The sequence below is a fragment of the Microvirga antarctica genome (genome assembly GCF_017921815.1).
Taxonomy (GTDB): Bacteria; Pseudomonadota; Alphaproteobacteria; order Rhizobiales; family Beijerinckiaceae; genus Microvirga; species Microvirga antarctica.
In genome coordinates, this window is sequence record NZ_JAGEMM010000004.1 from 87795 (window position 1) to 114674 (window position 26880).

The following is a 26880-nucleotide window of genomic DNA, read 5'->3' on the forward strand; positions in this document are numbered from 1 at the left end:
GGCCGTGCAAAAACCGCCTTGGAAAGGTGTGCCTGCCGTGGAGCAGGGCGCACCCGCATCAATGCGCCTCGTCCCAATTCTGCGCCGCTCGCGCGTCGACCCCGAGGGGGACCTTGAGGGTCACGGCCGGGAAGGGCGCATCGGTCATTACACGCGCGATCACCGGCAGGGTCGCGTCGATTTCCTCGTCGGGCGCTTCGAAGACCAGTTCGTCGTGGACCTGCAGCAGCATCCGGGCGGAAAGCCGCTCGGCCCTCAGCGCGTCCTCCATCCGGACCATCGCGCGCCGGATGATGTCGGCGGCGGTTCCCTGGATTGGCGCATTGATGGCTTGCCGCTCGACGCCAGCCCGCTCATTGGGATTGCCGGACTTGATCTGGGGATAGTGGCACACCCGGCCGAACAACGTGGTGACGTAGCCGTTCTCGCGCGTCGCCTTCTTGATGTCGTCCATATAGGTGCGGATGCCCGGGAAGCGTTCGAAATACTGCTTGATGAAGGCCGCCGCATCGCCATGCGGAATGCTCAGCCTCTGCGCGAGGCCGAAGGCCGAAATGCCATAGATGATGCCGAAATTGATGGTCTTGGCTTGCCGGCGCAGATCGGGCGTCATCTGATCGAGCGGCACGCCGAACATCGCCGAGGCGGTGGCCGCGTGAATGTCGATCCCTTGCGCGAACGCCTCCTGCAACTGCGGAATATCGGCGATATGCGCGAGAATGCGCAGCTCGATCTGGCTGTAATCGGCCGAGATGATCTTGGAGCCGGGCGGGGCGATGAAGGCCCGGCGGATTTTGCGCCCGGCTTCTGTGCGGATGGGGATGTTCTGCAGGTTCGGCTCGGACGAGGAGAGCCTGCCTGTCGTCGTGGACGCCAGCGAATACGACGTGTGCACCCGCTTGGTCTCGGGATGCATGTGCTGCTGCAACGAGTCCGTATAGGTGGATTTCAACTTGGCGAGCTGGCGCCATTCGAGAATGCGTTCGGGCAGCACGTGGCCGGCCTGCGCCAGTTCGTCCAGAAGCGTCGCCGGCGTCGCCCATTGGCCGGAGGGCGTCTTCTTCGCGCCGGGAAGGCCCATCTTGCCGAACAGGATGTCGCCGATCTGCTTGGGTGACCCGAGCGTGAACCGTTCGCCGGCGATCTCCTGAATCTCGTCTTCCAGGCGGGCCAGCGACTGGGCGAAATCGCCCGACAGGCGGCTCAGGATCTGCCGGTCGACGGAGATGCCGCGCATTTCCATGCGGCCGATCACATCGACCAGCGGCCGCTCGAGGGTCTCGTAGACGGTGGCGCGTCCCTCGGCGGGAAGGCGCGGCTTGAGCACCTGCCACAGGCGCAACGTCACGTCGGCGTCCTCGGCCGCGTAGGCGGTGGCCTTGTCGAGCTCGACCCGGTCGAACGAGACCTTGCCCTTGCCGGTCCCGGCCACCTCGCCAAAGGTGATCGGCGTGTGGCCGAGATGGCGCTTGGACAACTCGTCCATCCCGTGCGGGCCCTTGCCGGCATCGAGCACGTAGGAAATCAACATCGTGTCGTCGAACGGCCGCACGTCGATGCCCTGCCGCTTCAGGATCACCCAGTCGTATTTGATGTTCTGCCCGATCTTCAGGACCGAGGAATCCTCCAGCATGGGGCGCAGGACCGCCAGCGCCTCATCGAGAGGAATCTGGCCCGGCACCATGCCGCCGCCGAACAGGTCGGAATCGCCGCGATGCTGGAGGGGCACATAGGCCGCACGTCCCGGTGCGAGAGCCAGTGAGACGCCCACGAGATCGGCCAGGTTCGCATCGAGCGCGCTCGTCTCGGTGTCGAGGGCGACGTAGCCCTGCTCGCGGGCGGCAGCGACCCACTCCCTGAGCACGGCGACGTCCAAGATCGTGTCATAGGCGGTGGTGTCGAAAGGCTGCGAGGAGGCATGCGTGGCCCGCTGGGAGGCCAGCAGGGAGGGCGTTCCGATGCCGTTGGGAATCAGCGTCCCGTCAGCCGTCGCCACGGCTGCCGAGCCGTCCGGCGCCACCTCGACGGCGCCGACGCGCTCCCAGGAAATGGCCGCGCCGCCCGGCATCAGGCGCGGATCGGGGGCGATTTCGGCCAGGTCCGTATTGTACAGTTCGGCGACGCGGCGGGTGATTGTGTTGAATTCCATCGCCTTGAGGAAGGCGATGAGGGGCCGGGCATCGAGCTCCGGCACGGGTAGATCGTCGAGGCCGACAGGCAGCGGAGCCGCGCAATCGAGGGTCACGAGCTGCTTGGACAGGCGCGCCATGTCGGCATTCGCCAGCAAGGTCTCACGGCGCTTGGGCTGCTTGATCTCCTCCGCCCGCGCCAGCAAAGTCTCGAGGTCGCCGAATTCCTTGATGAGCTGGGCGGCAGTCTTGAGGCCGATTCCCGGCACGCCAGGCACGTTGTCCGAGGCGTCGCCCATCAGCGCCAGAAGATCGCCGATCTTGTCCGGCGGCAGGCCCTCCCATCGCTCCGTGACAGCGGCCTCGTCGAGATTGCGCTCGGGGCGGTAGCCCGGCTTGCCCTTGGCGCCCGATTCGAAATCGTAGAAGCAGACCAAGGGGCCCACGAGTTGCATCAGATCCTTGTCGGACGTGATGATCAGCACGTTGGCGCCGCGGGCCTTGGCCTCCTGCGTATAGGTGGCGATCAGGTCGTCGGCCTCGTAGCGGGCCTGTTCGATCGGCTCCAGCCCAAAGGCCCGGATGGCCTCGCGCATGAGGGGCATCTGCACTTTCAGATCGTCCGGCGGGTCGGGCCGGTGGCCCTTGTAATCCTCGTAGAGTTCCTTGCGGAACGAGCCTTCCGACTTGTCCAGGACGATCGCCAGATGGGTCGGCTTGAGGCCCGCCGCACCGTCGCGCATGAATTGCAGCAGCTTGGTGACGAACAGGCGCACCGCCCCCGTCGGCATGCCGTCCGAGGTCCGGGTGTTGTACTTCGAGTCCTGGTTCATGGACTGGAAGTAGGACCGGAAGATGAAGGAGGAGCCGTCGACCAGGAAAACGTGGTCGCCGGGGCCGACTGGACGAGAGGATGCCATGGGTCTCGATCGTAAGGATGTGGTCCCCAACAGATAGTGTTTTCGACGGCCGGTGGCTACGGCGCGCGGCCCTTCATGCGGCCTTCAATCGCGCCAGATCGAGATCCATTTCCCGCAGCGCTTGCATGACCACGCCCTCCGTCAGGATGTCCATGGACGATTCCACCACATGGATCGTGGCCAGCGACCGCAATTCGGGAATGGTTTGGGATTCGAGCGCCGCCTCGAAGGAGGGGCGCAGCAGGTCCATGGCGCGCGTTCCGGGTCCGCAGATAACGATGTGGTCGGGCTCGAGCGTCTGGATCAGGATGCCGGCGGCGTCCCCCAGCACCTCTCCGGCCTCCCGGAACAGATTGAGAAGTGCGGTGTCACCCGCCCGCGCCTGCGCCACGATGGCGTTCATGGCGTCCTCGCTGGGGATCAGAACCGCCGGGGCGGGACGGTGATCGATGAGCTGGGCGTCCCGGTGGAGCGCATAATCGGCCAGAAACGCCTCGATGCAGCCGCGTCCGCCGCAGCGGCATTGCGGCCCACTCCGCCTCAGCCGCACGTGCCCGAACTCGCTGCCGCCTGAGCGCGCGCCGCGATAGAGTTCGCCCTGCACCAGGAACCCGAGGCCCACGCCATCGCCGATCATCAGGCAGGCCGTGCGCCCGGACCGCAGCGCCGGATCGCGCTGGGCGATGGCAAACGCCATGGCGCTGGCGTCGTTTTCGATCACCACCGGCCTGCCGAGGCGCTGGTTGAGGCCGGCCGCAAGAGGGAGGTCGCGCGCGCCCAGCACCGGGCTCCAGGCCACCACCCCGTCGCGGGTGTCCACATACCCCTGACAGGCAAGGCCGATAGCCTTGACGGGCGGTCCGCCGGCGTCCTGGGCGAAGGTCGAGATGGTCTCGGCCAGGACGTCCATCAGGTCCTCGGCGCCGAGACTGCGCAAGGGGCGCTCCACATGGCGACTGGCCTGATTGCGCCCCGCGCTGTCGACGAGCCGCAGCTCGATGCGGTTGAAGCCGGTCCATACCCCGATCACGCAGCCCAGGTCCGACGCGAACGACAGGCGCACCTTGGGACGGCCCCGGATCAGCACGGGGCCGGTATCGCCGGCCTCCTCGCTGACGAGCACGCCTTCGTCCAGCAGGCCGGCGGTCAGGTCCGAGACGCTGGCCGGGCTCATCCCGAGATGCTGGCCGATCTCCACCCGCGCAAGCGGCCCTTCCCGACGGAGCACGTCGAGCAACCGGCGTCGGGCCGCTTCGCGCGGCGCTGGGAGGGTGATGGCCATCTGCTTTATTTATTCGCTTGCCGAAAAAAAGAACACCTGAAACGCCAAGCTTCGACCAAATGATGAGAGCTTTGCCGCTTGAACAACCGGAGCGACGGGATAATTATTTCCTTGCTCGAACAATAGCGATGGCAGGCTTGAGCCTATGCGTCCCGCAGAAAGCGGGTAGTCTGCCAGCAAACAAAGGGCCTCGCGCCTCAAAGCGTCGCCCAAGGAGGAAGCCATGTTGTCCAAGAAGCACGTGCTGCTGAGCGTTGCCGCGCTCGCCCTGTCGGCGTCCGGCGCGTTCGCCCAGGCCAAGGGGCCGGTTGTCGGGGTGAGCTGGTCCAATTTCCAGGAAGAGCGCTGGAAGACCGACGAGGCCGCCATCAAGGCCGCTGTCGAAAAGGCTGGCGGAACCTATGTGTCGGCCGACGCCCAATCCTCGCCCGCCAAGCAGTTGACCGATATCGAGAGCCTGATCGCCCGCGGCGCCAAGGCGCTGATCGTGCTGGCGCAGGATTCCGAAGCCGTGCGCCCGGCGGTCGACAAGGCCGTCGCCGAGGGCATCGCGGTGGTCGGCTACGACCGCCTGATCGAAAACCCGCAGGTGTTCTACCTGACCTTCGACAATGTCGAGGTCGGCCGCATGGAGGCCCGCGAGGTGCTCAAGGCCAAGCCTGAGGGCAATTACGTGTTCATCAAGGGCTCCGGCTCGGATCCCAATGCCAATTTCCTGTTCCAGGGTTCGATGGAGGTTCTCAAGCCTGCCATCGATGCGGGCAAGATCAAGAATGTGGGCGAGTCCTATACGGATGGCTGGCTGCCGGCGAACGCCCAGCGAAACATGGAACAGTTCCTGACCAAGAATAACAACAAGGTCGACGCGGTGGTGGCCGCCAATGACGGCACCGCCGGCGGCGCGATCGCCGCTCTGGCAGCCCAGGGTCTGGCGGGGTCCGTGCCGGTTTCCGGTCAGGACGCCGACAAGGCAGCGCTCAACCGCGTCGCGCTCGGCACCCAGACCGTCTCGGTCTTCAAGGACGCCCGCGAACTCGGTCGCAACGCTGCCGAGATCGCCCTGCAACTCGCGGGCGGCAAGAAAGTCAGCGAGGTGAAGGGATCGATGCCGTGGAATCTGGGACCCAAGAAGCAGGCCATGACGGCGATCTTCCTGAAGCCGGTGCCGATCACGAAGGATAACCTCAACGTCGTCATCGATGCAGGCTGGGTCAGCAAGGATGTGGTCTGCCAGGGTGTGAAGGCCGGTTCGGTCAAGGCCTGCAACTGAACATAGAAGCGGTCTTGGGGGCGCCGTCGGCGTCCCTCAGGATTCGTTGAATAGTCGCGGAGGATGGCGTTGCCGACGCCAGCCCTCCGCGCAATGTTCACAGGACAACGGCCTGTCGCCTTGCCCCCGGGATGCCGTCCGATCGCAGGAAGACCGCCATGACCGCACCGACCGTCCCTGCCGCCCTCAAATCGTCCCGTGCGTCGGAGGGTTCGCTTCTGTCGAAGCTGGAAATCGATGTCCGCATGCTGGGCATGCTCGGCGCGCTTGCCGTCATCTGGATCGGATTCGATCTCTTGTCGGGCGGCGTTTTCCTCACGCCGCGCAATCTCTGGAATCTTTCGGTCCAGACGGCCTCGATCGCCATCATGTCGACCGGCATGGTGCTGATCATCGTCACCCGCAATATCGACCTGTCGGTCGGCGCCATCCTGGGCGTCGTGGGTATGATCATCGGCGTGGTGCAGGTCCAGTGGCTGCCCTCCTGGCTGGGCTTCAACCATTGGCTGACGGCCCCCATCGCCGTGCTCGTAGCGGTCACCGTCGGCGGCTTGATCGGGCTGTTCCAGGGCTGGATGATCGCCTATCTGGCCATCCCGTCCTTCATCGTGACGCTTGGCGGCCTTCTGGTCTGGCGTGGCGCGGCCTGGTGGGTCACGGCGGGCCAGACAATTGCGCCCATGGATACCCGCTTCAAGGCGTTCGGCGGGGGCGTGGAGGGAGCGCTCGGCGCCAGCGCCACGTGGATCATCGCGGCGGTCGCCTGCGGGCTCATCGTCATCGGTCTCGGCCTGTCCCGCCGCCGGCGGGTGCGCTTCGGCTTCCCGCTGCGTCCGCGCTGGGCGGATGCGGTCATCGCGGCTTTTGCGTGCGGCGCGGTGCTGGGTGCCGCCACCATCGCCAATGCCTATCCGCTGCCCGCCGGCATTGCCCGGCGCTGGGCCGAGGAGAACGGGATCCCCTGGCCCGAGGGCGGGTTGTTCATTCCACATGGGGTCGCGCTGCCGGTGGTCATCGCCATGGTGGTGGCGCTGCTGATGACGTTCCTCGCCCGGCGCCTGCGGTTCGGCCGCTACGTCTTCGCCATCGGGGGCAATCCCGAGGCGGCCGAGCTGTCGGGTATCAACACCCGCTGGGCCCTCATGAAGGTGTTCGGCCTGATGGGTGTCCTGTGCGGGATTTCGGCCTGCATCTCCACCGCCCGTCTCAATGCCGCCACCAACTCGGCCGGCGCGCTCGATGAACTCTATGTCATCGCCGCCGCCGTCATCGGCGGGACATCGCTTGCCGGTGGCGTCGGCACCATCGCGGGCGCGGTGGTGGGGGCGCTCGTCATGCAGTCGCTGCAATCGGGCATGGTGCTGCTCGGCGTCGACACGCCCCTGCAGAACATCGTCGTGGGTGCCGTCCTGGTGGTGGCCGTCTGGCTCGACAGCCTCTATCGCCGCAGAATCAAGTGAGGGAGAGCGTCATGTCCGAGACGGGTGAAAAACCGCTGGTCGAAATGCGCGACATCTCCATCGCGTTTGGCGGCATCAAGGCTGTGGACGACGTCTCGGTCGACCTGCGGCCCGGGGAGGTCGTGGGCCTGCTCGGCCATAACGGCGCGGGGAAGTCGACGCTGATCAAGATCCTGTCCGGCGCCTACAAGCCCGATGGCGGCGAGATCTACGTCAACGGCGAGAAGGCCGATATTTCCACGCCGCGTGACGCCAAGCGCTACGGCATCGAGACCATTTACCAGACGCTGGCGCTCGCCGACAACATCGACGCCGCCGGCAATATCTTCCTTGGCCGGGAGGTGCTGACGCCCTACGGGACCCTCGACGACGCCACGATGGAGGCCGAGACCCGCAAGGTCATGGCACGGCTCAATCCGCATTTCCGCCGCTTCAAGGAGCCGGTCAAAGCCCTGTCGGGCGGGCAGCGCCAATCGGTGGCGATCGCCCGGGCGATCTACTTCAATGCCCGCGTCCTGATCATGGACGAGCCGACCGCCGCCTTGGGTCCGCAGGAGACCCAGCAGGTCGCCGACCTCGTGCTGCAACTCAAAAAGGAAGGCATCGGCATCTTCCTCATCAGTCACGACATTCACGACGTCTTCGGTCTCGCCGATCGGGTGAGCGTGATGAAGAACGGCAAGCTCGTGGGCTCCGCCAGCGTCACGGATGTGACGCAGGATGAGGTGCTGGGCATGATCATCCTCGGCAAATGCCCGCCGGGCGCGACCCCCGGCCCCGGCGCGAGCTAGGGGCGACACGCCGCAACGATCACCGATCGGCAGAAAGCAGTTTCATGACCCAGACCATCTATGGCTCCCTCAAGGGCAAGGCCGTTCTCATCACCGGCGGCGCGAGCGGCATCGGCGCGAGCATTGCCGAGGCCTTTCATGCGCAGGGCTGCCGCGTGGCGATCCTGGACTTCGACGCAAAGGCCGGGGCGGCCCTTGCGCAACGGCTGGGCGAGCGTGTCCATTTCGAAAACAGCGACGTGCGCGACATCCCCGCGCTGCAGGACGCGATCCGCCGCGCCAGCACCGCGCTCGGGCCGATCACGATCCTCATCAACAACGCGGCCCGGGATGATCGTCATACCATCGACGACGTGACGCCGGCCTACTGGCGCGAACGCTTCGCCACCAATCTCGATCACCAGTTCTTCGCCACACAGGCGCTGCTGCCGGACATGGACAGGGCCGGTGGCGGATCGGTCATCAACATGGGATCGACGAGCTATCTCGTGAGCCACGATTCGTTTGCTGCCTACAAGACGGCCAAAAGCGCGGTAGTGGGCCTGACCCGCGCGCTGGCGCGCGAGCTTGGACCGCGTCACATCCGCGTCAATTCCATCGTGCCGGGCTGGATCATGACCCAGCGCCAGATCGACCTCTGGCTGACCCCGGAGAGCGAGGCCGAACTCCTGGACCGGCAATGCGTCAAGCGGCGGCTCGTGCCCGAGGATGTTGCCCGGGTGGCCCTGTTCCTCGCCTCGGACGACGCCGACGCCATCACGGCCCAGAGCTATCTGGTGGATGGCGGTTGGGTCTGAGACCTGACGAGATTCGGCCTCGTTAAGACGCGACGGACCCGGGTGGGCAGGCCAAATGCGGCGCGGTCGCTTGAAAGCGCTCCGGGCCGCCACCCGGTGGGACTCGCTTTTCAGATCTGGCGGCCGAGCCGCTTGGTGGTCTGGGGGTCGAACAGGTGCACGTTCTGCGGATCGACCGCGAGCGTGAGGCTGCGCGTATCGGCCGCGAGCTGGCCGGTGGAGGCCTGAACGACGAACTCGGCCCCGGCGACCTTGCCGTGAAACAGCTGGGTGGCGCCCAGTTCCTCGACGAAATCCACGTCCATCGTCAGCGTGCTGTTGCCCGTGGTGCCCGCCTGAACGTCCTCCGGACGCAGGCCCACCTCGATGGCGGAGCCCGGTGCCAGGCCCTCGCGCATGTCGGTCACGTTCACCATCTGACCGCCGACCGAAACCCGGCCGGGTCCCTCGACCTTGCCGGGCAGGATGTTCATGGGGGGCGAGCCAATGAAGGTGGCGACGAACCGCGTTTCGGGCCGGCGATAGACGTCGGCCGGCGTGCCGACCTGCTCGATCTGGCCGCCGCTCATCACCACCAGTTTGTCCGAGAGCGTCATCGCCTCGACCTGGTCGTGCGTGACGTACACGGAGGTCACGCCGAGTGCGCGCTGGAGCCGCTTGATTTCGACGCGCATCTGCACCCGCAGCTTGGCGTCCAGGTTCGACAACGGCTCGTCGAACAGGAAGACCTGCGGCTTGCGCACGATGGCGCGGCCCATGGCCACCCGCTGGCGCTGACCGCCGGACAAGGCCCGCGGCTTGCGGTCGAGGAACGGCTCGATGGCGAGGATGCGCGCGGCTTCCTTCACCCGCTTCTCGATCTCGTCCTTGGGCGTGCCCCGGTTCTTCAGCCCATAGGCCATGTTGTCGTAGACGCTCATATGCGGGTAGAGCGCATAGTTCTGGAATACCATGGCGATGTCCCGGTCGGCGGGCTCGACCTCGTTGACCACCCGGTCGCCGATCTTGATCGCGCCGCCGGAGATGGTCTCCAGCCCGGCGATCATGCGCAGAAGGGTGGACTTGCCGCAGCCCGAGGGGCCGACCAGCACGCAGAAGGAGCCGTCCTCGATGCCGAGCGACACGCCCTTCACCGCTTCCACATTGCCCGCATAGACCTTGCGCACCGTATCGAGCGTCACGCCTGCCATTGTCTTAATCCTCTTGACGTCAACCCGCATGCCACCGGCACCGGGGGAGTGAATATGTTCAGCAGGCCCCGTGCTCGCCCGACCGGCGCGACGGACGGCCCGATGCGGATCATTTCTCGGTTTCGACCAGGCCCTTCACGAAGAGCCGCTGCATGAAGATGACGACCAGAACGGGCGGGATCATCGCGAGGACGGCCGTCGTCATCGCGATCTGCCATTCGGTGAGTGCATCCTGCGTGGTGATCATCTTCTTGATGCCGATCACGATGGTCTGCATCGAGCTTTTCGTGGTGATCAGCAACGGCCAGAGATACTGGTTCCAGCCATAGATGAACTGGATCACGAACAAGGCCGCGATGGTCGTGATCGAGAGCGGCAGCAGCGTATCCTTGAAGAACCGGAACGGACCCGCGCCGTCGATCTTGGAGGCCTCCAGCAGCTCGTCCGGGATCGTCATGAAGAACTGCCGGAACAGGAGCGTGCCGGTGGCCGACGCGATCAGCGGCAGGATGAGGCCCGCATAGGTGTCGAGCAGTCCGAGATCGGCCACGATCTTGTAGGTCGGATAGATGCGCACTTCGACCGGCAGCATCAGGGTGATGAAGATGATCCAGAAGGCGGTCTTGCGGAACGGGAAACTGAAATAGACCACGGCGAAGGCCGACAGGATCGAGATCAGGATTTTCCCGATCGCGATGCCCATGGCCATGATGAACGAGTTCAGCATCATCATGCTGACCGGTTCACGGGCGAGCCGCCCGCCGGAGAGCAGGGCCTGTGAATAATTGATGCCGGCCTGGTCGCCCGGCAGCAGCGGCATGTTGCCGTTGCTGATGGTCGCCGCGTCGAAGGTCGATCCGAGCACCGCGAGGTAAACCGGGAAGGCCACGATGACGACGCCCATCAGCAGGACCAGATAGGCCATCAAGTCGCGATAGGGGCGGTTCTCGACCATCAGTATTGCACCCTGCGTTCGACGAATTTGAACTGGACCGCGGTGAGCGCGATCACGATGACCATCAGGATTACCGATTGGGCGGCCGAGCCGCCCAGATCCCCGCCGAGGCGACCATCGGCATAGACCTTGTAGACGAGGGTCGTGGTGCGGCCCGCCGGCCCACCGCCGGTCACCGCGTCGATGATGCCGAAGGTATCGAAGAACACGTAGACGATGTTGACGACGATCAGGAAGAAGGTGGTGGGGGACAGCAGCGGAAACACGATCGTCCAGAAGCGACGGATCGGACCCGATCCATCGATGGCCGCCGCCTCGATGACGCTTTTCGGAATGGCCTGCAGGCCGGCGAGGAAAAACAGGAAATTGTAGCTGATCTGTTTCCATGTGGCCGACAGGATCAGCAGCAGCATGGCGTGATTGGCGTTCAGCATCGGGTTCCAGTCCACCCCCGTCGCCTTGATCGGGCGGGCGAGCGTGCCCAGGGTGGGGTGGAACATGAAGATCCACAGGACGCCGGCAATGGCCGGTGCGACCGCGTAAGGCCAGATGAGAAAGGTCTTGAAGGCCTGTGCGGCCTTCAGCTTCTTGTCGGCCTGCGTTGCCAGGAGCAGGGCGCAGGACAGCGCCAGGACCGCCACCGCGCTGGAGAAAATCGCCGTGGTCACCATGGCGCGGTAATATTCAGGCTGCTGGAACAGGGTCCGGTAATTCTCGAACCCGACGAATTCCGACGACAGACCGAACGCGTCCTCGAGCAGGAAGGATTGCCACAGCGCCTGCGAGGCCGGCCAGTAGAAGAACACCAGCGTGATGATCAACTGCGGGACCAGCAGCATGTAGGGCAGCAGCTTGTTTGAAAAGAGAGCTCGTTTTTCCATCGCGTCCAGGTCACCTGACAATGGCGGCCACCGGCTGCAACCGGATCCGCAGGCACTTCACACGATCATCCCGGACGGCTTGCGACCGCCCGGGATGAAGGGTTCGTGAGACGATTGAAGGACCGAAGACTACTTCGTGACCGTGCGCTCGAACTGGCGCAGGATCTGGTTGCTGCGGGTCACGGCCGAATCGAGCGCGTCCTTGGCGGGCTTCTGCCCGGCCAGAGCCGCTTCGATTTCTTCCGACACCACGTCGCGGATCTGCACCATGTTGCCGAAGCGCAGGCCGCGGGAGTTCTCGGTCGGCTCCTTGTTGGTGAGCTCGAGAAGCGGCGTCTGGAGGACCGGGTTCTTCTCGTAGAAGCCCGAAGCCTTGGTCTTCTCGTAGGCAGCCTTGGTGATCGGGAGGTAGCCCGATTCCTGGTGCAGACGGGCCTGACGGTCGGTGTCGGACAGGAACGCGAAGAACTTCGCCACGCCCTTGTATTCGTCAGGCTTCTTGCCGCCCATGACCCAGAGGGATGCGCCGCCGATGATCGAATTCTGCGGAGCGCCCGTCACGTCCGGGTAATAGGGCATCGGAACGGACGTGAAATCGAACTTCGCATTGGCCTTCACGTTGCCGTAGAAACCCGACGAGGTCAGGAAGATGGCGCATTCGCCCGAGGTGAAACGGCCTTCCGAGCGGCTGTCGCGGCCTGAGTAATCGTAGGTCTTGTCCTTCTGGAGATCGACCAGCGTCTGCAGGAATTTCACGTGCAGCGGCGAGTTGAACTTCATCTCCGTGTCGAAGCCGTCGAGGCCGTTGGCCTTGGTGGCCATCGGCACGTTGTGCCAGGCGGAGAACTGCTCGACGAGCGCCCACGGCGCCCAGGCGTTGCTGAAGCCGCAGGTGGTCTGGCCGGACGCCTTGAGCTTCTTGCCGGCCTCGAACACTTCCGGCCAGGTCTTGGGGATCTCGGCGATGCCGGCCTTCTTGAGCGCGTCCTTGTTGATCCACATGACCATGGAGGACGAGTTGAAGGGGAACGACAGCATCTCGCCCTTGGCGGTCGAGTAATAGCCCGTGATCGCGGGGAGATAAGCCTTGGGGTCGAATTTCTCGCCCGCCTCGGTCATCATTTCCTGGACCGGCTTGATGGCGCCCTTGGCGCCCATCATGGTCGCGGTGCCGACTTCGAAGACCTGCAGGATGTGCGGGGCGTTGCCGGCACGGAACGCGGCGATGCCCGCATTCATGTTATCGGCGTACTGGCCCTTATAGCTCGTGACGACCTTGTAGTCTTTCTGGGACGCGTTGAACTCGTCGGCCAACCGGTTGACCACGTCGTTGTTGGCGCCCGTCATCGCGTGCCACCACTGAATCTCCGTCTGGGCAAAGGCGGATGTGCTCGTCGCGAGGCCAACGGCCAAGGCGGCGAGGAAGGACTTCTTCATCATAGCGGATCTCTCCCTTGTCATCCTGTTGGATGTTCTTGTCGTTCATCACCCTCGCAAGAAGTCCGGATGACGTTTCAATGACAGAATAATGACAACCATAGCCGGCTCCAAAATGGAAGCCCTTTCGTTTGGCAGTCTTAACGGCCTGGGAGCGTCGGCGCGGGTGCCGTTCAGACACCCCCTTGCAGGCCGATAAAGCGCCCTCAGATGACGTTGCGCTCCAGCAGGGGGCGGTTTGCCAGGACCCGCTCGTAGCCAAGATCGGAGAGGTCGAGGGTCCGGTAGCGTCCGTCCACGATCAGCTCGGACAAGCCCCGGCCAATGGCGGGGGATTGCTGCAGGCCGTGGCCCGAAAAGCCGTTGCACACGTAAAAATTCGTCAGGGCGCCGGCCCGTCCGACGATGGCGTTGTGGTCGAGCAGGCACATGTCGTAAGGGCCGGCCCAGGCGCGGCCGGGCTTGATCGCCTCGAAGGCCGGAACCCGGTGGGCGAGCGACGGCCAGATGAACTCCTCGAAGAACGCGAAATCGATCTCCTGGCTTGCGGGGTCCGCATCTGACCAGTCGGGATCGCCATCGGCTTCCGGCGACGCCCCGCAGATGAAGCCCGTTCCCTCCGGCCGCACATAGGCGCCAGAGGTGTCGATCAGGAGCGGGCAATTCGCGACCTCGTCCCGGCACGTAAACGTGAACACGTAGCGCCGCTTGGCCTGGACCGGGATGGAAATCCCCGCGCGTTCCGCAATGCCGCGCCCCCCGGAGCCGGCACAATTGACGAGCGACCCGCAGGCAATCCGGGTGCCGTCGGTCAGGCGGACCGCCACGATCGTATTGCCCTCCCGTTCGATCGCTGCGACCTCGCCCTTGATGTATTCGGCGCCGAGAGAGCGGGCTTTCTTGCGGAAGGCCTGGAGCAGTCCCCAGCCGTCGAACCAGCCCTCGCCCGTCCTGCCCCAGGTGCCGGCCTCGAGATCGTCCGTGTTCAGCCACGGGAAGCGGGCTTTGAGGGCAGCGGGATCCATCAGGAGGATGTCGGCGCCCTCCGCGACCTGGAGGGCCTGATTCTCCCGCAGGATCTGGGCGCCGGCCGGCGATGCGCAATAGAGATACCCGCCTTCCTTGAGGTCGATTTCCGGACGCTCGCCGTCGACCGCCAGATGCTCGCCGATCTGCCGCAGAAAACCGATCCCGTAGAGCGAGATCCGGATGTTGACGGCGGAGGAATATTGCTGCCGGATCGAGGCTGCGGAGAGCGCCGAGGCGGAGAGCTGGTAGGTCGGGTCCCTCTCGATCACGATCACCCGTCCGCTAAAGCCGGGATCGGCCAGAAGGTGATAAGCGGTCGAGGAGCCCATGACGGCCCCCCCGACAATGACGACATCGGCGCTTTGCGGGGACATGGAAGTCATCGTTCGAACTTCGTTGAGAGGATGATGGACGATTGGGTCCGCTCGACGCCCGCGACGGCGCCAATCCGGTCGATGGCGGCGTCGAGAGTGGGAACGTCCTCTGCCTCTACCACCGCCAGCAGATCGAAGACACCGGCGACAGAGTGAAGCGCGCGCAGCTCCGGCAACCGCTGCAGGGCGGTGACAACCCCGGCGGAAGCCTTCGGCGCAACGACGATCGTCACGTGGGCGCGCACCATCCGCCGGCTGATCTCCTCGGAGAGGCGGGCGGTATAGCCCACGATCACGCCGCGGCGTTCGAGGCTTTCGACGCGGGCCTGAACAGTGGTGCGCGACAGGTTGAGTCGGCGCGCCGCCTGAGCGTGCCCGATGCGGGCATTCTCGCGCAGCAGCGCGATCAGGGCGCGATCCGTGTCATCAAGCATCACTTCGACCAATTCCAACGGCAATCTGCCGAAACATACCCGGCTGATCGTCGGGATGTCTATGGCGTTCTGCGCCGGCACCGGGTTTTCTGCGGTTAACAGAGGAGGGACAACAATGCATTCGATTCTCGTCATCGGCGCCGGAAAGATCGGCTCCACCATCGCCGACATGCTCGATGAAACCGGCGATTACGCCGTGACGGTCGCGGACCAGTCGGTCAAGTCCCTCGAGGCGGTGGCGACCGACCGGATCAAGACCGTCCAGCTCGATTTCGCCGATGCGGTGGCGCTCCAGGAGGTTCTGAAGGGCCATTATGCGGTTCTCAGCGCAGCTCCCTTCCATTTGACGGGACATGTGGCGAAGGCCGCCCGGCTCACCGGCGTCAACTATTTCGATCTCACCGAGGACGTCGCCACGACCCGCATGGTCAAGGACCTGGCTGAGGGCTCGACCTCTGCCCTGGTGCCGCAATGCGGCCTCGCACCGGGCTTCATCGCCATCGCGGCGCATGACATCGCCAGCCGGTTCGACAAGCTCGATACGGTTCGCCTGCGTGTCGGCGCGCTGCCGCAATATCCGTCCAATGCGCTGTCGTACAACCTCACCTGGAGCACCGACGGCGTCATCAACGAATATATCGAGCGGTGCGAGGCCGTGGTTGAGGGCAAGCTGCGCGAAGTCCCGGCCATGGAGGAACTCGAGGAATTCTCCCTCGACGGCACCCGCTACGAGGCCTTCAACACCTCTGGCGGTCTCGGCACGCTGTGCGAGACGCTGGAAGGCAAGGTCAGGAGCCTCAATTACAAGACCATCCGCTATCCCGGCCATTGCGCGCTGATGCGCGTGCTCCTGAACGACCTGCAGCTCAGCCACCGCCGCGAGGTCTTGAAGGACATCCTCGAGCACGCCGTTCCGGCGACCATGCAGGACATGGTGATCGTTTTCGTCACCGTCACCGGCGAGCGCGAAGGCCGCCACGTCCAGGAGACCTATGCCCGCAAGATCTACGGGCAGCCGGTCGCCGGGACCTTGCGGACGGCCATCCAGGTCACGACGGCTGCCGGAATCTGCGCCATGCTCGATCTGCTGGTCGCCGGAGAGCTGCCGCAGACCGGGTTTGTCCGGCAGGAGGAAATCAGCCTTGACCAGTTCCTCGCGAACCGCTTTGGACGGGTCTACGGGGGCGAACGCCTCGAAGATGTCGATGTCAACGGCAAGAAGCGTCTCGACGCGGCCGCCTGATTTCCTCTAAACACGGGCATCACATCCTGCCGCCGTCCCGCTGCTGCCAGCGTGGCGGCGGATGGCTTGCCTTAAAAACAGCCACACCGCCCTTCGACCGACCGGGAGTTCCCATGTCCGCGCGTGACCAAGCAGTCCTCAAGACCGTCGCCCCAGCCGCTGAAGAAGCCCGCACGATCCTGACGCGCCTCGGCGTCCCGGACAGCGCTTTCTCGGACAAGGGCCGCCCGGCCACCTCGCCCATCTCCGGCGGCGTGATCGTGCATGTGCGCGAGACGAGCCCGGAGGACGCCAAGGCCGCCATCGGCCGGGCCCACGAGGCGTTCAAGGCGTGGCGCAAGGTGCCGGCCCCGAAGCGGGGCGAATTCGTCCGGCTGATCGGCGAGGAGCTGCGCGCCGCCAAGGACGATCTCGGTCGTCTCGTCACGCTGGAAGCCGGCAAGGTCACGTCCGAAGGGCTCGGCGAAGTCCAGGAGATGATCGACATCTGCGATTTCGCCGTCGGCCTGTCGCGCCAGCTCTACGGCCTGACGATCGCCACCGAGCGCGCCGATCACCGGATGATGGAGACCTGGCATCCGCTGGGCGTCTGCGGCGTGATCTCGGCGTTCAATTTTCCGGTCGCGGTCTGGTCGTGGAACGCGGCGCTCGCCTTCGTCTGCGGCGACAGCGTCGTGTGGAAGCCGTCCGAGAAGACTCTCCTGACCGCCCTGGGTGTCCAGGCTATCGTCGCGCGGGCCGCCAAACGCTTTGGCGGCGTTCCCGAGGGCTTGAGCGAAGTTCTGCTCGGCGGCCGCGAGGTCGGCGAGGTCTTGGTCGAGGACGAGCGGGTGCCGATCCTCTCGGCCACCGGGTCGACCGCCATGGGACGACAGGTCGGGCCCAAGCTCGCCGGCCGCTTTGCCCGCGCGATCCTGGAACTCGGCGGCAACAACGCCGCCATCGTGGCTCCCTCGGCCGATCTCGATCTCGCCCTGCGGGGTATCGCCTTCGCCGCGATGGGAACGGCGGGCCAACGCTGCACGACCCTGCGCCGCCTGTTCGTGCACGACAGCGTCTACGATTCGCTCGTGCCCCGGCTGGTCAAGGTCTATGGCAGCGTCAAGATCGGCGATCCGCGGGCAGACGGCACGCTGGTTGGACCGCTGATCGACAAATCGGCCTTCGACGGCATGGAGCGGGCGCTCGACGAAGCCCGCGCTGTCGGCGGCACGGTGCATGGCGGTGGACGCCACACCGAGGGCGCCTGTGCGGAAGGCTATTATGCGAAGCCCGCCTTGGTCGAGATGCCCAAGCAGGCAGGCCCGGTGCTGCGCGAGACCTTCGCGCCGATCCTCTATGTCATGCGCTATTCAAGCTTCGATGACGTGGTCGAGGCACACAATGCGGTCGGCGCCGGCCTGTCGTCGTCGATCTTCACCACCGATCTGCGCGAGGCCGAAGCCTTCATCGCCAGCGCCGGATCGGATTGCGGTATCGCCAACGTCAATATCGGCCCGTCGGGTGCGGAAATCGGCGGCGCTTTCGGGGGCGAGAAGGAAACCGGCGGCGGCCGCGAGGCGGGTTCGGATGCCTGGAAGGCCTATATGCGCCGGGCCACCAACACCATCAATTACGGCAAGACCCTGCCGCTCGCGCAGGGCGTGACCTTCGACGTCGATGCCTGATATCCGGCGCAGTGCGACACAGGCCCCGGCCTGACTCGCACTGCGCCGTCTGGTGATTTTCAGCCCTCTTATTCCGCGAGCCTCCTCATGACAGCGCCCTCCCGCACCGGCGGCCAGATCCTTGTCGATCAGCTACTTGCCCAGGGGGTCGATCACATCTTCTGCGTCCCGGGCGAGAGCTATCTGGCGGCGCTTGATGCGCTGCACGATGCGTCGATCACCGTCACGGTCTGTCGCCAGGAGGGCGGGGCGGCCATGATGGCGGAAGCCCATGGCAAACTCACCGGCCGCCCGGGCATCTGCTTCGTGACCCGCGGGCCGGGAGCGACCAACGCCTCGCCGGGCCTGCATATCGCCAAGCAGGATTCCACGCCGATGATCCTGTTCGTGGGCCAGATCGAGCGCGGCATGCGCGAGCGCGAGGCCTTCCAGGAACTGGATTACCGGGCGGCCTTCGGACCGCTGGTGAAATGGGCCACCGAGGTCGACGACGCGGCCCGCTTCCCCGAGATCGTCTCGAGGGCCTTTCATGTGGCGACATCCGGCCGTCCCGGCCCGGTGGTGATCGCGCTGCCCGAAGATGTGCTGACCGACATGGCGAGCGTTGCCGACGCGCCGCGCTACGCCGTCATTGAAAGCCACCCTTCGCCCGCACAGATGGACGACCTTTCCGCCCTCCTGGCCGGTGCAAAAAACCCCATCGCGCTCATCGGCGGAAGCCGGTGGTCGGACGCGGCGGTGAAAGATTTCGTCAGCTTCGCCGAGGCCTTCGCGTTGCCGGTCGCCTGCACGTTCCGCCGCCAGATGCTGTTTCCAGCCGATCATCCGTCCTACGCGGGCGATCTCGGGCTGGGCGTCAACCCGAAGCTCCTCGCCCGGATCAACGATGCGGATCTGATCCTGCTGGTCGGCAGCAGGCTGTCCGAGATCGCCAGCCAGTCCTACACGCTGCTTAACATCCCGGCCCCGCGCCAGACCGTCGTCCACGTCCATCCCGATTCGAGCGAACTCGGTCGGGTCTACGCGCCGCGCCTCGCCATCAACGCCTCGCCGGTTGCCTTTGCGGCGGCGCTTGCCGGCCTCAAACCCATGGACGACCTCCCGTGGCGCGTGGGCACGAAGACAGCGCACGCGGATTATCTCGCCTGGAGCGATCCGGCCCCCATCCGCCACCCCGGCGCCCTGCAGATGGGCGAGGTCATGGGCTATCTGCGCAAGACGCTGCCGCCGGAGACGATCTTCTGCAACGGTGCCGGCAACTTCGCGACCTGGGTCCACCGCTTCTGGCCCTTTACGCGCTTCGGCACTCAACTCGCCCCAACGTCCGGCTCGATGGGCTACGGCGTGCCGGCGGCGGTCGGGGCCAAACGCGTTCAGCCCGATTCTCCGGTCGTGGTGTTTGCCGGCGACGGCGACTTTCTCATGAACGGACAGGAATTCGCGACCGCCGTGCAATACGATCTGCCAATTGTCGTCATCCTGCTCGACAACGGCATGTACGGCACCATCCGCATGCACCAGGAGCGCCACTATCCCGGTCGCGTCTCGGCGACGCTTCTCAAGAACCCTGATTTCGCCGCTTACGCCAAGGCCTTCGGGGGCCATGGGGAGCGCGTCGAACGGACGGAAGATTTCGCGCCGGCTTTCGAACGGGCGCTCGAATCGGGTAAACCCGCCATCCTCCACTGCCTGCTCGATCCCGAGGCGATCACGCCGTCGATGTCGATCACGCAGATCCGCGAAAAGGCGCTGGCCGAGCGCTAGAGGCCGGCCAACGCGAAACGGGACCCCGGGCGGTTCCGCTGTCCGCCTTACGCTGCGTCCGCCAACCGTTTGGCCACAAGGGCGCGCAGGGACCGCAGGTCCTTCACGAATGCCCGGATGCCCTCGGACAGCTTTTCGGACGCCATGGCGTCTTCGTTGAGGGCAAACCGGAACGCCTTCTCATCGAGAGGCAGCACCGCGTCACCCGCAGGCCCGGCGTGCGGGCTCAACATGCGCGGAAGCGGCCCCTCGGCAGCGGCGAGCTCGTCCAGCAGCGCGGGTGAGATCGTCAGCCGGTCGCAGCCGGCCAGAGCCTCGATCTCCCCGATATTCCGGAACGACGCGCCCATGACGACGGTCTTCACGCCCTGAGCCTTGTAGGCCTTGTAGATCTTGCGGACCGATACGACACCGGGATCGGTTTCGCCCGTATAGGGTCCGCCGCCGGCCTTCACATGCCAGTCGAGGATCCGGCCGACGAAGGGCGAGATGAGGAACACGCCGGCTTCCGCGCAGGCCTGCGCTTGGGCCTGGCAGAACAGCAGGGTGAGATTGCAATCGATGCTCTCTTCCTGGAGCACCTTGGCGGCGCGGATGCCCTCCCAGGTGGCGGCGATCTTGATGAGGATACGGTCGCGGCCGATGCCGCGCTCCTGGTAGGCCCGGATGATCGCGCGCGCCTTGGCAAGGGTCGCCTCGGTATCGAACGACAGATCGGCATCGACTTCCGTCGAGACCCGGCCCGGCACGATCGCCGCAAGCTCGGCCCCGAAGGCCACGGCGAGCCGGTCGCAGATCGCGTCCACGACGCGCTCGCTCGGTCCCGTTTGGGTCCGGCCCCACCGCAAGGCCTCGTCCACGATGGGGGCTGCCGCCGGGTTTTCGACCGCCTTGAGCAGCAGGGTCGGATTCGTGGTGCAATCCTGGGGCTTCAGGCGGCGGACCGCATCGAGATCGCCGGTATCGGCGACGACGACCGTCATGTCACGCAGGTGATCGAGTTTTGACGGCATGGGGCGCTCCGTTCGCTGTTGCGGCCAGACTTAGACTCTCCAGCCTGTCCAGTGAAGCCCCGAACAAGGCAGCATTTTGCTCCGCGCCCCGCCGGTCAGACGAACAGGCCGCGATGGGCCTTCACGCGGCCGAGGATGAAGGCATGCACCTCCTCGACGCGCCGCAGGTTGCGTGTCTCGCTGTGCGTCACCAGCCAATAGGTCCGCAGGAACGACAGGTCGGGGAGCACGACCCGCAGCTCCGGAAACGACCGCAGCGCATAATCGTGCAGGACGCCAACGCCGGCGCCGGCGCGCACCGCCTCCACCTGGGCCACGACGCTCGCGCATTCGTAGCGCCGGGCGGTGTATTTCTCGAGGCTCGAGAAATAATCGAGCACAGGGCTGTAGAGGAGGTCCTGCACATAAGTCACGAGTGTCAGCCCGGCGAGATCGGTCGGGTGGTCGATGGGCCCATGCCGGTCGAGATAATCCTGCGAGGCGTAGAGCCGCAGCCGATAATCCGTCAGCTTGCGTGAGACGAGGCGACCTTCCGTCGGTTGTTCCAGGGTGATGGCGATGTCGGCCTCGCGCTTAGTAAGCGAGAAGGTCTGCGGCAGGGCCACGAGCTGAAGCGTCAGGCCCGGATGCCGTTCGGCCAGCGCGCCGAGCTCAGGGGCCAGAAAATAGGTCCCGAACCCGTCAGGCGCGCCGACCCGTACGGTCCCCGACAGGGCAAGGTCGGACCCGCCGATCTCGCTCGCCACCGCCAGCGCCTGGCTTTCAATGGTTTCGGCGCGCACCAGCAGGCGCTCGCCCGCCTCCGTCAGCGCATAACCTTGCGGCCGCCGCTCATAGAGTTTGGTCTTGAGCGCGTGCTCAAGCGCGGTCAGCCGCCGCGACACGGTCGTGTGATCGGCTTCGAGTTGCCGGGCCGCAGCCGTCAGCCGCCCGGTGCGCGCCACCGCCAGGAAGAAACGCAGGTCGTTCCAGTCGAAAGTGTTCACCGCCGCCCCCGCCAGATATTGGTGTTTTCGCACAGCCGTGGCTCTCATTCACCCATAGTGTTGCGATTTTAACAATGATAGCCTTGGGGCAATCACGAAACGCCACGTCAGAACAGCAGGGAAGGAAATCGCCATGCGCGAAGTCGGACATTTCATCGGCGGCAAGCACGTTGCCGGCACTTCTGGCCGGACCTCCGACATTTTCCAGCCCATGACGGGCGAGGTCATCGGCAAGGTTGCGCTCGCGTCCAGGGACGAGTTGCGCAAGGCGGTGGAGAACGCCAAGGCGGCGCAGCCGGCCTGGGCATTCACGAACCCGCAGCGCCGCGCCCGCGTCATGATGAAGTTCCTCGACCTCATCGCCAAGGAGAACGATGCGCTGGCCGAGCTGCTGGCGCGCGAGCACGGAAAGACCATCGCGGATGCGAAAGGCGACATCCAGCGCGGCGTCGAGGTGGTGGAATTCTGCACCGGCATTCCGCACCTGATGAAGGGCGATTTCTCCGAGGGCGCGGGCCCCGGCATCGACATGTATTCGATCCGGCAGGCGCTCGGCGTCGTGGCGGGCATCACCCCGTTCAACTTCCCGGCGATGATTCCCCTGTGGAAACTGGCCCCAGCCATTGCCTGCGGCAATGCCTTCATTCTCAAGCCGTCCGAGCGGGCGCCCGGCGTTCCGATGCGGCTTGCCGAACTCATGATGGAGGCGGGTCTGCCGGCCGGCATCCTCAACGTCGTCAACGGCGACAAGGAATCGGTGGACGGCATTCTCGACGACCCGGACATCAAGGCGGTGGGCTTCGTCGGCTCGTCGTCGATTGCAGAATATGTCTATTCGCGCGCCACCGCCACCGGCAAGCGCGCCCAGTGCTTCGGCGGCGCCAAGAACCACATGATCATCATGCCGGATGCGGATCTCGACCAGGTCGCCGACGCGCTGATCGGCGCAGGCTACGGCTCGGCCGGCGAGCGCTGCATGGCGATCTCGGTGGCGGTCCCGGTCGGCAAGGCGACGGCCGATGCACTGATGGACCGACTGGTCCCGCGCGTGGAAAGCCTCAAGGTCGGCCCCTCGACCGATCCGTCGGCCGATTTCGGCCCGATGGTCACGAAGGCCCATCTCGACAAGGTCCGGTCCTATGTGGATCTGGGCGTCAAGGAAGGCGCCAAGCTCGTGGTCGACGGGCGCGACTTCAAGATGCAGGGCTACGAGAACGGCTTCTACATGGGCGGCTGCCTCTTCGACGACGTCACCCCCGACATGCGGATCTACAAGGAAGAGATCTTTGGCCCCGTCCTGTCGGTGGTGCGCGCGAAGGATTATGAGGATGCGCTGCGTCTTCCCAGCGAGCACGAATACGGCAACGGCGTTGCGATTTACACCCGCGACGGCGATGCGGCGCGGGACTTCGCGTCCCGGGTGAATGTGGGCATGGTCGGCATCAACGTCCCGATCCCGGTTCCGCTGGCCTATTACACCTTCGGCGGCTGGAAGCGCTCCGGCTTCGGCGATCTCAACCAGCACGGCGCCGACGCGATCCGGTTCTACACCAAGACCAAGACGGTGACGTCGCGCTGGCCGTCCGGCATCAAGGATGGGGCGGAGTTCTCGATCCCGACCATGAAGTAGGCGGCCTTTCGGCCCGAAATCCTGTTTCGGCTTCGCTGCAAGCCGGACAGAGCCTATCGTTCTAGGGGAGCTCGCGCTCAGATGGCCCTTGGTGGCAACATGGCGCGCGCCCTGACACCGTCAGTCCCGGAGCCAGCACCCGCCATGACCCAGTTCTCCCTCACCGACGATCAGATCGCCATCCGCGACATGGCCCTGTCTTTCGCGACCGAGAATCTGGCGCCGCACGCGCTCGAATGGGACGAGAAACGGCATTTCCCCGTCGACGTCATGCGCGAAGCCGCGGCCCTTGGCATGGCGTCCATCTATACCCGGGAGGATGTGGGCGGGTCCGGCATGAGCCGCCTCGATGCGGCGCTGATCTTCGAGGCCCTGGCGACGGGATGTCCCACCATCTCGGCGTATCTCTCCATCCACAACATGGTCACGTGGATGATCGACCGGTACGGCTCCGAGGCGCAGCGCCAGCTCTTCGTGCCGCGCCTGTCGACCATGGAGCTGATCGGCAGCTATTGCCTCACCGAACCGGGCTCCGGGTCGGACGCAGCCGCCCTGAAGACCCGCGCGGTCCTCGACGGCGACGTGTACGTGGTCAACGGCGTCAAGCAGTTCATCTCGGGCGCGGGCGTCTCCGACGTCTATCTGACAATGGTGCGAACCGGCGAGAGCGGTCCTTCGGGAATCTCCACGCTGGTCATCGAAAAGGACACGCCGGGCCTGTCTTTCGGCGCGATCGAGAAAAAGATGGGCTGGAACGCACAGCCGACCCGGGCGGTGATTTTCGAGGATGCCCGCGTCCCGGTGGCCAACCGTCTGGCCGACGAGGGGATGGGCTTCAAGATTGCCATGTCGGGCCTCGACGGCGGGCGGATCAATATCGGCGCCTGCTCGCTCGGCGGCGCCCAATCGGCCCTCGACAAGTCGCTCACCTATGCAAACGACCGGAAGGCCTTCGGCAAGCGGATCGCCGATTTCCAGTCGCTGCAGTTCAAGCTCGCCGATATGGCGACCGACCTCGAATGCGCCAGGACGTTCTTGTGGCGCGCGGCCGCTTCCCTCGACGAGAAGGCGCTGGATGCCACCAAACTCTGCGCGATGGCCAAGCGCCTGGCCACCGATACGGGCTTCAACGTGGCCAACGATGCCCTGCAGATCCATGGCGGCTACGGCTATCTGGCCGATTATGGAATCGAGAAGATCGTGCGCGACCTACGCGTGCACCAGATTCTCGAGGGCACCAACGAGATCATGCGGCTGATCGTGGCGAGAGACCTCGTCGGCCGCGGAAACTGATGTCGGACAAAAACGCCAACCTGTCGTCGGTCGCCCCGCGCCCGACACGATGGAGAGAACCATGACCACCATCGCATTCATCGGACTTGGGCATATGGGTGGCCCGATGGCCGCCAATCTCGTCAAGGCGGGCCATGCGGTGACGGGTTTCGACCTCGTCCCCGCGTCGATCGCCCAGGCAGAGGCCGACGGGCTGAAAACGGCCGGCTCGGCGAAGGACGCCGTGGCGGATGCCGAGATCGTCATCACCATGCTGCCGGCGGGAAAACACGTTCTGTCGGTCTGGACCGATATTCTGGGCGCGGTGCGCCCGGGTGCCCTCGTGATCGATTGTTCGACCATCGACGTGGACAGCGCGCGGGCGGCCCACGCCATGGCCGGCAAGCAGGGGTTGATGGCGCTGGATGCGCCGGTGTCCGGGGGCGTCGGCGGCGCCACGGCCGGCACGCTTACCTTCATGGTCGGCGGGTCCGACGAGGCCTTCGCGACGGCGGAGCCGATCCTCTCGCGCATGGGCAAACGCGTCGTGCATTGCGGCGCTGGCGGTGCCGGTCAGGCGGCCAAGATCTGTAACAACATGATTCTCGGAATCTCGATGATCGGTGTCGCCGAGGCGTTCGTGCTCGCCGAAAAACTCGGGCTGTCGCACCAGGCCCTGTATGACGTCGCCTCGACGGCGTCGGGACAGTGCTGGTCGCTCACCACCTATTGCCCGGTTCCCGGACCGGTGCCGACCTCACCGGCCAATAACGGTTACAAGCCCGGCTTCGCGGCCGCCCTCATGCTCAAGGACCTCAAGCTGTCGCAGGAGGCCGCTCAGTCGTCGGGCGCCGCAACACCCATGGGCGCGGCGGCCGAACAGCTCTACGGCCAGTTCAACGAGGCGGGTCACGCCGGAGTGGATTTCTCCGGCATCATCAATTTCCTGCGCGAGCGCACCACGACCTGAAAGACCGGTGCGGCCGCGTGATCTGGAGCCACAGGTGTTGCACGCCACCTACAGTATTCGGACCGGGCGTCCTTTAGTGTCGGCGTTCCGAAAGCTCAACCGCGAGCGCATGATCCCATAATGGCCCGTTCTCCCACCCTCACGGCCAATCCCTCAGCCGATGCGGCCGCCATGTTGCGGCGACTCGGCTTCGCGCTGTTGTTCTTCGTCATTCCTGTCACGGCGCTGTTCGCGCGGCGCGCCGTGGTGATCGTCGCCCCGTTCGCGGTCGTACTGCTGTTGCTGGCGGTTTTTCTCGATGGCGGCTCGAAAGCCCCGGCCAACCGGCTGATGACCGTGATCCGCTCCCCGGCGGGTGTCGCCGGCGGCGTCCTGCTCTTCTGGGCAGCACTTTCGCTCCTCTGGACGCCTTTCGTGCCAGAGGCGTCGGAGCGTCTTCTGAACATCTTTGGCATGTGCGCGATGGCGCTGGTGGGGTATCTGGCCATTCCCGCCCGGATGCGGTCCGCCAACCTTTACATTCTGCCGGTCGGCGTCGGCATGGCGGCCCTGATGGGCATGATCGCCGTGTTCCGGGAAGGGTCAGGTCTCGACCCGGGCGGGCAAAGCCTTGATCGCGGCATGATCGTCCTGGTTCTGCTCCTGTGGCCGGCCATCACCTGGCTGCATTCGCGCGGGCGCAACCTCGAGGCGCTTCTGCTGGCGGTCGTCGTCGCCCTGGGGTCGCTGTTCGCCCGGGATGCGCTGGCCCTGCAGGCCCTGTCGGTGGGCGTCCTGGCCTTTGTCCTCACGGCCCTTCTGCCGGGCACGGGCGCCCGGTTGACTGGGATTGCCATGGCGGGCCTGTTGCTCTTCGCACCCCTCCTTCCATTCCTGCTCAAGCCCCTGCTCATCGGCGTGCTGGGTCCCCAGGCCGCGGCTGTCGCGAGCGTTGATGTCTGGCGCACTCTGATCCTGGAGGAGCCACACCGCCTGATTACCGGGCACGGCCTCGAGACGGCCTTGCGCGGACGCTTCTTCGGGTTGCTGCCGGCCAATGCGCCTTTCTCGTTCCTGTTCGAAATCTGGTACGAACTCGGCCTCGTCGGCGCAGGGGCCGCGGCCACAATCCTCTATTCGGCGGCGTCTCGCGCCGGCGGCGACCGGCCTGTCCTCGGGCCGGGAATCATGGCGGCCTTTGCGACAGCCTATGCGCTGGGCTGCCTGGGCATCGGCACGGCCCAGATCTGGTGGTTTGCCACCCTGGTGGTGATGGTGCTGATCTTCGTTGCCATCGACCGCGGGCAGTTTCGCACCACACGTCCCAAGGCGATCCTCCGACCGGTCCATTGAGGCTCCGGGGGGGCGGGTTCGCGATTGCGATTGACCGCCTGCCTCGCGGTCTGC

21 protein-coding genes are annotated in these 26880 nt (G+C 65.4%); 11 read left to right on the forward strand and 10 right to left on the reverse strand.

Annotated elements, in window-relative coordinates:
* Positions 1-58: 58 nt before the first annotated feature.
* Both polA and J4G32_RS13710 read right to left on the reverse strand, forming a co-directional pair.
* Positions 59-3049, reverse strand: a complete 2991-nt coding sequence (gene polA / locus J4G32_RS13705; RefSeq protein ID WP_210495327.1) for a DNA polymerase I — start codon at positions 3047-3049, stop codon at positions 59-61.
* Between the two features lie 73 nt (positions 3050-3122).
* Complete coding sequence (locus J4G32_RS13710) at positions 3123-4331, reverse strand: ROK family protein (protein WP_210495332.1); 1209 nt, start codon at positions 4329-4331, stop codon at positions 3123-3125.
* A 223-nt stretch (positions 4332-4554) separates the two neighbouring features.
* Here J4G32_RS13710 and xylF point away from each other — a divergent pair, with 223 nt between their 5' ends.
* The 4 genes from xylF to J4G32_RS13730 all read left to right on the forward strand — a co-directional run bounded on the left by xylF (position 4555) and on the right by J4G32_RS13730 (position 8649).
* Complete coding sequence (xylF, locus tag J4G32_RS13715; protein ID WP_210495335.1) at positions 4555-5601, forward strand: D-xylose ABC transporter substrate-binding protein; 1047 nt, start codon at positions 4555-4557, stop codon at positions 5599-5601.
* 158 nt (positions 5602-5759) lie between these two features.
* Positions 5760-7061, forward strand: coding sequence for a sugar ABC transporter permease (locus J4G32_RS13720; RefSeq protein WP_210495337.1), 1302 nt, complete (start codon positions 5760-5762; stop codon positions 7059-7061).
* Between the two features lie 11 nt (positions 7062-7072).
* Positions 7073-7852 carry an ATP-binding cassette domain-containing protein gene (locus J4G32_RS13725; RefSeq protein WP_210495340.1) on the forward strand — a complete coding sequence of 260 codons (780 nt, stop codon included), beginning with the start codon at positions 7073-7075 and terminating at the stop codon, positions 7850-7852.
* Between the two features lie 44 nt (positions 7853-7896).
* Complete coding sequence (locus J4G32_RS13730) at positions 7897-8649, forward strand: SDR family NAD(P)-dependent oxidoreductase (protein WP_210495344.1); 753 nt, start codon at positions 7897-7899, stop codon at positions 8647-8649.
* Positions 8650-8759: 110 nt separating this feature from the next.
* Here J4G32_RS13730 and J4G32_RS13735 read toward each other — a convergent pair whose 3' ends face one another.
* From J4G32_RS13735 to J4G32_RS13760, 6 genes are all read right to left on the reverse strand, one after another.
* The gene (locus J4G32_RS13735; protein ID WP_210495347.1) at positions 8760-9839 is read right to left on the reverse strand and encodes a sn-glycerol-3-phosphate import ATP-binding protein UgpC; all 1080 of its coding nucleotides are present in this window, start codon (positions 9837-9839) and stop codon (positions 8760-8762) included.
* Positions 9840-9948: 109 nt separating this feature from the next.
* Complete coding sequence (gene ugpE / locus J4G32_RS13740; RefSeq protein WP_210495350.1) at positions 9949-10794, reverse strand: sn-glycerol-3-phosphate ABC transporter permease UgpE; 846 nt, start codon at positions 10792-10794, stop codon at positions 9949-9951.
* Positions 10794-11675, reverse strand: coding sequence for a sn-glycerol-3-phosphate ABC transporter permease UgpA (gene ugpA, locus J4G32_RS13745; protein WP_210495355.1), 882 nt, complete (start codon positions 11673-11675; stop codon positions 10794-10796). The genes ugpE and ugpA overlap by 1 nt, the downstream gene beginning before the upstream one ends.
* A 129-nt stretch (positions 11676-11804) precedes the next feature.
* Positions 11805-13115 (reverse strand): sn-glycerol-3-phosphate ABC transporter substrate-binding protein UgpB, encoded by a 1311-nt coding sequence (gene ugpB / locus J4G32_RS13750; RefSeq protein WP_210495358.1) that lies wholly within the window; start codon positions 13113-13115, stop codon positions 11805-11807.
* Positions 13116-13318: 203 nt separating this feature from the next.
* A complete protein-coding gene (locus J4G32_RS13755) occupies positions 13319-14515 on the reverse strand; it encodes an NAD(P)/FAD-dependent oxidoreductase (RefSeq protein ID WP_246505063.1) in 1197 nt (398 codons plus the stop codon).
* Positions 14516-14520: 5 nt separating this feature from the next.
* Complete coding sequence (locus tag J4G32_RS13760) at positions 14521-14949, reverse strand: Lrp/AsnC family transcriptional regulator (protein ID WP_210496100.1); 429 nt, start codon at positions 14947-14949, stop codon at positions 14521-14523.
* 115 nt (positions 14950-15064) lie between these two features.
* Here J4G32_RS13760 and J4G32_RS13765 point away from each other — a divergent pair, with 115 nt between their 5' ends.
* The 3 genes from J4G32_RS13765 to J4G32_RS13775 all read left to right on the forward strand — a co-directional run bounded on the left by J4G32_RS13765 (position 15065) and on the right by J4G32_RS13775 (position 19623).
* Positions 15065-16192, forward strand: a complete 1128-nt coding sequence (locus tag J4G32_RS13765) for a saccharopine dehydrogenase family protein (protein ID WP_210495365.1) — start codon at positions 15065-15067, stop codon at positions 16190-16192.
* A 113-nt stretch (positions 16193-16305) separates the two neighbouring features.
* Positions 16306-17859, forward strand: a complete 1554-nt coding sequence (gene amaB, locus J4G32_RS13770; RefSeq protein WP_210495374.1) for an L-piperidine-6-carboxylate dehydrogenase — start codon at positions 16306-16308, stop codon at positions 17857-17859.
* Positions 17860-17946: 87 nt separating this feature from the next.
* Complete coding sequence (locus J4G32_RS13775; protein WP_210495382.1) at positions 17947-19623, forward strand: thiamine pyrophosphate-binding protein; 1677 nt, start codon at positions 17947-17949, stop codon at positions 19621-19623.
* 47 nt (positions 19624-19670) lie between these two features.
* Here the strand turns inward: J4G32_RS13775 and tal are convergent, their stop codons facing one another.
* Together tal and J4G32_RS13785 are read right to left on the reverse strand one after the other, a co-directional pair.
* The gene (tal, locus tag J4G32_RS13780) at positions 19671-20636 is read right to left on the reverse strand and encodes a transaldolase (RefSeq protein ID WP_210495387.1); all 966 of its coding nucleotides are present in this window, start codon (positions 20634-20636) and stop codon (positions 19671-19673) included.
* 95 nt (positions 20637-20731) lie between these two features.
* The gene (locus J4G32_RS13785) at positions 20732-21655 is read right to left on the reverse strand and encodes a LysR family transcriptional regulator (protein ID WP_343232652.1); all 924 of its coding nucleotides are present in this window, start codon (positions 21653-21655) and stop codon (positions 20732-20734) included.
* Positions 21656-21755: 100 nt separating this feature from the next.
* Between J4G32_RS13785 and J4G32_RS13790 the strand changes: the two genes are divergently transcribed.
* The 4 genes from J4G32_RS13790 (at position 21756) to J4G32_RS13805 (ending at position 26826) form a co-directional block, all read left to right on the forward strand.
* Positions 21756-23252 carry a CoA-acylating methylmalonate-semialdehyde dehydrogenase gene (locus J4G32_RS13790; protein ID WP_210495394.1) on the forward strand — a complete coding sequence of 499 codons (1497 nt, stop codon included), beginning with the start codon at positions 21756-21758 and terminating at the stop codon, positions 23250-23252.
* Positions 23253-23396: 144 nt separating this feature from the next.
* Positions 23397-24545: an isobutyryl-CoA dehydrogenase gene (locus tag J4G32_RS13795; RefSeq protein WP_210495399.1), complete on the forward strand. Its 1149-nt coding sequence runs from the start codon at positions 23397-23399 to the stop codon at positions 24543-24545.
* 61 nt (positions 24546-24606) lie between these two features.
* The gene (gene mmsB, locus J4G32_RS13800; protein ID WP_210495411.1) at positions 24607-25494 is read left to right on the forward strand and encodes a 3-hydroxyisobutyrate dehydrogenase; all 888 of its coding nucleotides are present in this window, start codon (positions 24607-24609) and stop codon (positions 25492-25494) included.
* 120 nt (positions 25495-25614) lie between these two features.
* Complete coding sequence (locus tag J4G32_RS13805) at positions 25615-26826, forward strand: peptide ABC transporter permease (protein ID WP_210495416.1); 1212 nt, start codon at positions 25615-25617, stop codon at positions 26824-26826.
* Positions 26827-26880 lie beyond the last annotated feature (54 nt).